At 51.9% G+C, this 6119-nt stretch carries 9 protein-coding genes; 5 read left to right on the top strand and 4 right to left on the bottom strand.

The genetic code is table 11. The features are described 5' to 3' along the window. Positions 1–115 precede the first annotated feature (115 nt). Together dgcJ and ACLD4K_RS20045 are read left to right on the top strand one after the other, a co-directional pair. The gene (dgcJ, locus tag ACLD4K_RS20050; protein ID WP_411012394.1) at positions 116–1600 is read left to right on the top strand and encodes a diguanylate cyclase DgcJ; all 1485 of its coding nucleotides are present in this window, start codon (positions 116–118) and stop codon (positions 1598–1600) included. A 49-nt stretch (positions 1601–1649) separates the two neighbouring features. Further along, positions 1650–2168 carry a YbaK/prolyl-tRNA synthetase associated domain-containing protein gene (locus ACLD4K_RS20045; RefSeq protein WP_023893413.1) on the top strand — a complete coding sequence of 173 codons (519 nt, stop codon included), beginning with the start codon at positions 1650–1652 and terminating at the stop codon, positions 2166–2168. On the opposite strand, the gene yoaI is transcribed toward ACLD4K_RS20045, so the two are convergent. After that, the gene (yoaI, locus tag ACLD4K_RS20040; protein WP_000272237.1) at positions 2165–2272 is read right to left on the bottom strand and encodes a small membrane protein YoaI; all 108 of its coding nucleotides are present in this window, start codon (positions 2270–2272) and stop codon (positions 2165–2167) included. The two genes, ACLD4K_RS20045 and yoaI, sit on opposite strands and share 4 nt — an antisense overlap. Before the next feature lie 205 nt (positions 2273–2477). On the opposite strand from yoaI, the gene ACLD4K_RS20035 reads away from it, so the two are divergent. Then, positions 2478–2924, top strand: coding sequence for a DUF441 domain-containing protein (locus ACLD4K_RS20035; protein ID WP_000460698.1), 447 nt, complete (start codon positions 2478–2480; stop codon positions 2922–2924). On the opposite strand, the gene ACLD4K_RS20030 is transcribed toward ACLD4K_RS20035, so the two are convergent. Then, positions 2904–3698, bottom strand: a complete 795-nt coding sequence (locus ACLD4K_RS20030) for an AraC family transcriptional regulator (protein ID WP_000579798.1) — start codon at positions 3696–3698, stop codon at positions 2904–2906. The genes ACLD4K_RS20035 and ACLD4K_RS20030 overlap by 21 nt on opposite strands. Positions 3699–3798: 100 nt before the next feature. Here ACLD4K_RS20030 and ACLD4K_RS20025 point away from each other — a divergent pair, with 100 nt between their 5' ends. Then, positions 3799–4983, top strand: coding sequence for a CynX/NimT family MFS transporter (locus tag ACLD4K_RS20025; RefSeq protein WP_411012393.1), 1185 nt, complete (start codon positions 3799–3801; stop codon positions 4981–4983). 118 nt (positions 4984–5101) lie between these two features. Then, complete coding sequence (locus ACLD4K_RS20020; RefSeq protein WP_411012392.1) at positions 5102–5449, top strand: DUF488 domain-containing protein; 348 nt, start codon at positions 5102–5104, stop codon at positions 5447–5449. Here ACLD4K_RS20020 and ACLD4K_RS20015 read toward each other — a convergent pair. Both ACLD4K_RS20015 and ACLD4K_RS20010 read right to left on the bottom strand, forming a co-directional pair. After that, positions 5435–5746, bottom strand: coding sequence for a hypothetical protein (locus ACLD4K_RS20015; RefSeq protein ID WP_411012391.1), 312 nt, complete (start codon positions 5744–5746; stop codon positions 5435–5437). The genes ACLD4K_RS20020 and ACLD4K_RS20015 overlap by 15 nt on opposite strands. 68 nt (positions 5747–5814) lie before the next feature. Beyond that, positions 5815–6066, bottom strand: coding sequence for a DUF333 domain-containing protein (locus ACLD4K_RS20010; protein ID WP_000673492.1), 252 nt, complete (start codon positions 6064–6066; stop codon positions 5815–5817). Between the last annotated feature and the right edge of the window lie 53 nt (positions 6067–6119).

Below are 6119 nucleotides of genomic sequence, written 5' to 3'. Positions count from 1 at the left end.
CTGGGGACTCACTCCCTTGCCGCCTTTAAGCAACTCGAATTATTTTGGGTATATTAGAGGAATTCTCATCGCTATGGTAAACTAACGCATCCGACTTTCAGGGCTGAAGTTCATCATGAATTTGCATCATAAAGCGCTCAGGCACTTTATCTCGGCAAGCGTCATCGTTTTGACATCGTCCTTCCTGATTTACGAACTTATTGCCAGCGACAGGGCAATGAATGCCTATATGCGTTATATCATGGAGAGAGCCGATTCGTCGTTTTTGTACGATAAGTACCAGAATCAAAGCATCGCCGCACATTTAATGCGAACTTTTGAAGCGCCGGGAGACCCCGTCACCGCAGAAAAACGCCGCGCGTTTTGCGACGCCTTTGAGGCCATTAACGGTACGCACGGCGTCAACCTGACCCGGCATAATTATCCGGCGCTACATGGTACCCTGCAAACCGCCGCTACACAGTGTACCAATAATCTTGATGACGCCCTTTTACTGCCTGCATTTGATCAGGCGGTAAGCATCAACCGTTCGCAGGACGACCACAGTCACGGGCTGGGCACACTGGAGCTTAAATTCCGTTATTACGTTGATTTAAATAAACATTATGTCTATTTTTATGATTTAATCAACTCACGGCGCTTCGCCATGCATCGTTGGACTTTTTTACAAAAAGGCACAATGGGTATTAACAGAAAAGATATAGATAAACTTTTTACCGGCCGTACGGTTATTTCAAGTATTTACATGGATGATATTACCCAGGAAAACGTCATGAGCTTTTTAACGCCAGTCTATCTGGCGGGAACGTTAAAAGGTATCGTGATGGTGGATGTTAACCAGGATAATTTAAAAAATATTTTTTATACCCAGGACCGTCCGCTGGTTTGGCGTTATCTTAACGTAACACTAAAGGATATGGACTCCGGAAAAGAAATCATTATTAATCAAAGCAAAAACAATCTGTTTCAATATGTGAATTATAGCCATGATATCCCTGGTGGGCTGCGCGTTTCGTTGTCCCTTGATTTAACCTATTTCCTTGTCTCGTCCTGGAAAGCGCTGGCCTTTTACTTACTGGCAACGGCGCTCCTGCTTAATATGGTACGGATGCACTTTCGGCTTTATCGCAACGTCACACGCGAAAATATTAGCGATGCCATGACCGGGCTTTACAACCGTAAAATATTAACACCAGTGCTGGAACAGCGACTGCAACGCCTGGTCAATGCCGGGACGCCGGTAACATTTGTCGCTATTGATTGCGATAGGTTAAAACTGATCAACGATACCCAGGGGCACCAGGAAGGCGACCGAATTATTACCCTGTTGGCGAAAGCGATTAAAACATCGATTCGTAAAAGCGATTACGCCATTCGCCTCGGCGGCGATGAGTTCTGTATTATTCTTGTTGATTACGCGGCGGATTTGGCTATCCATCTGCCAGAGCGTATTATTCGTAACCTGCAAATTATCGCACCGGATAAGACAGTCCATTTTTCCGCCGGGATTTATAATATGCAGCCCAATGATACGATTAATGATGCCTACCAGGCTTCCGATGCGCAGCTCTATCTGAACAAACAACATCGTTCATCATAGTGCTTCGCAGTAAATGTTCATATTGCACCAGGAGTGAAAAATGGCCGAAATGACTGAAGTCGCGAAGGGTGTCGCTACACACCAACGTTTAGTGGCTTTATTAACGCAGGAGAACGCGCGCTATCGTGTGGTGAGCCATGAAGCGGTAGGAAAATGCGAAGCGGTTTCTGAAATACGCGGTACTGCGCTGGGCCAGGGCGCAAAAGCGCTGGTCTGTAAAGTCAAAGGCAACGGCGTCAACCAGCACGTTCTTGCTATTCTGGCGGCCGATCAGCAAGCCGACCTCTCTCAGCTTGCTTCACACCTGGGCGGCTTACGCGCTTCCCTTGCCAGCCCGGCGGAAGTCGATATGCTGACCGGCTGCGTTTTTGGCGCAATCCCGCCTTTCAGTTTTCACCCCAATCTGAAACTGGTCGCCGATCCGCTCCTGTTTGAGCGTTTCGATGAAATTGCTTTTAATGCCGGCCTGCTGGAAAAATCAGTCATTATGAATACACAGGACTATCTGCGCATCGCCCGACCAGAACTGGCAGTCTTCCGCCGCTTTCAGTCATCGCCAACAGCTTAGTCCCCTCCCTCTTCAAGGAGCAATACAGACACAACGATAATGATAAAAATGGCGAAAAACGACGCCGTAATCATCAGCGCTTCAAGAAACGGTGGATCGTACATAATTGTATCCTCAGGAAGACAACAATGACGGTTCATCGGTTAGCAATACGCGGCGTTGATGGCAATTTAATGACAACGCCGTTTTTCACGTAGAGATTGTCTTTCAGGCAGTTGCCTGAAATCCGCATCAATCGTTAAAAAGGCCTGTGCGCTTTCTCGTTTGGGCGTAAAGTAGTCAGGCTTACTTTTTGGCAAGGAAACCATAATGTTTGATGTCACTCTGCTGATCCTGCTCGGACTGGCAGCTCTGGGATTTATCAGCCACAACACCACTGTCGCCGTCTCAATTCTGGTGCTGATTATTGTCCGCGTAACCCCGTTGAATACCTTTTTTCCCTGGATTGAAAAACAGGGGCTCACCGTCGGGATTATTATTCTGACCATCGGCGTGATGGCCCCCATCGCCAGCGGAACCCTACCGCCCTCCACATTGATCCACTCTTTTGTGAACTGGAAATCGCTGGTCGCGATTGCCGTCGGCGTTTTCGTCTCCTGGCTGGGCGGTCGCGGCATTACGCTGATGGGAAACCAACCGCAGCTCGTCGCCGGGCTGCTGGTCGGTACGGTACTTGGCGTCGCGCTGTTTCGCGGCGTGCCGGTCGGCCCACTGATTGCGGCGGGGCTGGTCTCTTTAATTGTGGGGAAGCAGTAACTCGCCCGTCAGATACTGGCCTGGGGTCTGCCCCAGGCCTTTTTTAAACATCGTAATGAATGCCGTGGTGGAATCATAACCCAGCATTTGCGCCGTCTGCTGTACATTACGTCCCGCGATTAGCGCTTGTAGCGCCAGAATTAATTGCAACTGATGACGCCAGCGACGAAAGCTTAGCCCCGTCTCTTTGACGACCAGCCGGGCAAGGTTACGCTCGCTCATCGCGAATACGCTGGCCCACTGCCCTAACGTATTCCATCGCGCGGGCTCCTGCGCCATTGTCTCAACCATTTGGCGAATTTTCGGATGCCCCGATACCGGTAATTGCAATTGTTCCTGCGGCTGCTGCGGCAGTTCATCAAACAACACCTGAATAAGGCGCTGCGTTGGCATTTGCGCTCTTTCGGAATCGGTTCTGCGCGCCAGCGACAAAATCAACTCCCGGCATAACGGCGAAATTTTCAGCGTGCAGCAACGCTCCGGCATGACGACCGCCGCAGGTTCAATAAATAAAAAGCACAGCTCCGCCCCTGCGGTCACATGATTACTGTGCGGCAGCGAGCCGGGGAGCCAGACGGCATACTGGGGCGGAACCATCCACATCGCATTTTCCACCTCACAGGTGATCGCGCCGTGCAGAGCGAGGATCAACTGTCCCTTGCGATGCTGATGGCGAGGGCTAAACAGTTCATCATCCCTGGCGCGAATACAAAAGGCCACAGCGGCATCGTGGTGAAGGTCGGGATCGTAACCGTCCAGTCTCAGGCCAATCATTATATTGTCCGATTTTAGCGATAAATTGTCATTTTAGCTTGATTCATCCAAACAGTAAAAACTGTTAAGGTATCGCCTCGCCTGACGAGATGAGAAAACGATGACGACAGCCCTTTCACCACGCGGCAAACAGGGCGCTTTACTGATTGCCGGTATTTTGATGATAGCCACTACGCTACGCGTAACATTTACCGGCGCTGCGCCGTTGCTGGAGACAATCCGTTCGGATTACGGTCTTTCCACCGCCCAGACGGGCCTGCTAACAACCTTGCCACTTCTGGCGTTTGCACTGGTTTCGCCGCTGGCGGCCGGTATTGCCCGCCGGTTTGGGATGGAACGCAGTCTGTTTGCCGCAATGCTGCTGATTTGCGCGGGTATTGCCCTCCGCTCCCTGCCCTCCGCTGCATTGTTGTTTGCCGGAACTGCCATTATTGGGTGCGGGATCGCGCTGGGTAATGTGCTGCTACCAGGATTGATTAAGCGCGATTTTTCACAACATGTCGCCAGGCTGACGGGCGCGTATTCATTGACGATGGGCGCCGCCGCCGCGTTGGGGTCCGCGCTGGTGGTTCCGCTGGCGTTGCACGGTTTTGGCTGGCGCGGCGCGCTGTTAATGCTGATGCTGTTTCCGCTGTTGGCGTTTCTCATCTGGTTGCCGCAGTGGCGCACTACCCGCTCAGCTAACCTGAGTAGCTCACGGGCATTACATGAACGCGGTATCTGGCGTTCGCCTTTAGCCTGGCAAGTTACGTTGTTTCTGGGACTTAACTCACTGATTTATTATGTGATCATCGGCTGGTTACCAACAATACTCATCAGCCACGGTTACAGCGAAGCACAGGCAGGATCGCTACATGGCCTGCTGCAACTGGCGACCGCGGCGCCTGGGTTAGCTATTCCGCTTATTTTGCATCGCTTTAACGATCAACGCTGGATTGCCGCGCTGGTCTCACTATTGTGCGCGGTGGGCGCGGCGGGACTTTGGTTTGTGCCGGGCCAGGCGGTCATCTGGACGCTACTGTTCGGCTTCGGTTCAGGCGCGACGATGATCCTCGGCCTGACGTTTATCGGCCTGCGCGCCAGTTCGGCGCATCAGGCGGCGGCGCTTTCCGGCATGGCGCAGTCGGTCGGGTATTTACTGGCGGCATGTGGGCCGCCCGTCATGGGAAAACTTCATGATGCCAGCGGTAGCTGGTATCTACCGCTGTCAGGCGTGACGATTCTGGCTATCATCATGGCGATTTTCGGCCTCTACGCCGGACGCGATCGAGAGATAGCGTCATAAATAAACCTGATACCCACTTGAATGCCTGATGACGCTTCGTTTATCAGGCCTGATCCATTAAAATCATTACCGCTATCCAGAAAAAGTACCGTAAGCGACACCATCACAGGAGGGAAAAATGCGAATCCAGTGTAAGCGCGTCTATTTCCCGGCGGAAAAAGACGATGGTTATCGGGTATTGGTTGACAGGCTATGGCCGCGCGGCATTAAAAAATCGGCGCTGGTCTATGATGAATGGAATAAGGCCATTACGCCCTCAACCGAATTGCGCAAAGCCTTTCATAGCGAACTGATTGATTTTAACCACTTCGCGCAGCAATACCGGGCAGAACTTGCGCAGCAGCATCAAGAAGGCAAACGGCTGGCGGATATTGCCCGACAGCAACCGCTAACGTTGCTATACGCCGCTAAAGATACTCGCCAGAACCATGCTATTGTGCTGGCAGAGTGGCTACGAGAGCTGTGATTGTCGTGCCGCCGCCTGGCCTGGTTGTCTGTCCGGGGACAACGGCATCAAATGTTCTGCCCGCACCCAGGCAAAACCGTGCTGACCATTGGCGGAGGCTACGTCGCCCGTGACCAGCCACAGCGCCCGAGGCGCTTCTTTCGGCAGTAAGGTGACGTGTCCATTTACCGGGTTAATGAATTCATCGCCGGGTTGACACAGGCAAAATAGCTCAACCGATTTACCAATATTCTGCCGTCCGGCGGGTGTTTTAGCGCCAATAACTATTGCCAACGCGCCCGGCTTTAACTGAAACATATTTTCTTGCGCCGCATGAAACTCATTATCAGATTGTTCTTAATCATATCCCGTCGGACCGCAGGTTGTCACTTTTTCGTATCAGGGTGCTCTCTGCGCCATAATGTCCACTCATCAATGATTTCGCCATTGGGCAATTTGCAATCGGAACGCACGCCTTGTGGGGTCTGCACCGGCATCAGCGTACCGCCCTGTTGCTCACAGTAGACGGCTGCCGGATTAGGCATCCCAATACGCGGCGGCCTGGGGGCGTTGGGTTGCGACGATGAACAAGCGCTCAGCAGCAATACGCCTGGCAACGCAATCCACGTAAATTTCATAACGACTCCTTAAAGAGATATTTTGTCCAGGATAACCTGGCTGATACGCTATT

The sequence above is a fragment of the Salmonella sp. 741265055_HSA genome, from assembly GCF_046569525.1.
Classification (GTDB): Bacteria; Pseudomonadota; Gammaproteobacteria; order Enterobacterales; family Enterobacteriaceae; genus Salmonella; species Salmonella enterica.
This window is presented reverse-complemented; position numbering and strand designations above follow the sequence as displayed.

Bases quoted from the DNA above. Each gene is read 5' to 3' on its own strand.
- dgcJ (WP_411012394.1), top strand. From the start codon at position 116: ATGAATTTGCATCATAAAGCGCTCAGGCACTTTATCTCGGCAAGCGTC.
- ACLD4K_RS20045 (WP_023893413.1), top strand. From the start codon at position 1,650: ATGACTGAAGTCGCGAAGGGTGTCGCTACACACCAACGTTTAGTGGCT.
- yoaI (WP_000272237.1), bottom strand. From the start codon at position 2,272: ATGTACGATCCACCGTTTCTTGAAGCGCTGATGATTACGGCGTCGTTT.
- ACLD4K_RS20035 (WP_000460698.1), top strand. From the start codon at position 2,478: ATGTTTGATGTCACTCTGCTGATCCTGCTCGGACTGGCAGCTCTGGGA.
- ACLD4K_RS20030 (WP_000579798.1), bottom strand. From the start codon at position 3,698: ATGATTGGCCTGAGACTGGACGGTTACGATCCCGACCTTCACCACGAT.
- ACLD4K_RS20025 (WP_411012393.1), top strand. From the start codon at position 3,799: ATGACGACAGCCCTTTCACCACGCGGCAAACAGGGCGCTTTACTGATT.
- ACLD4K_RS20020 (WP_411012392.1), top strand. From the start codon at position 5,102: ATGCGAATCCAGTGTAAGCGCGTCTATTTCCCGGCGGAAAAAGACGAT.
- ACLD4K_RS20015 (WP_411012391.1), bottom strand. From the start codon at position 5,746: ATGTTTCAGTTAAAGCCGGGCGCGTTGGCAATAGTTATTGGCGCTAAA.
- ACLD4K_RS20010 (WP_000673492.1), bottom strand. From the start codon at position 6,066: ATGAAATTTACGTGGATTGCGTTGCCAGGCGTATTGCTGCTGAGCGCT.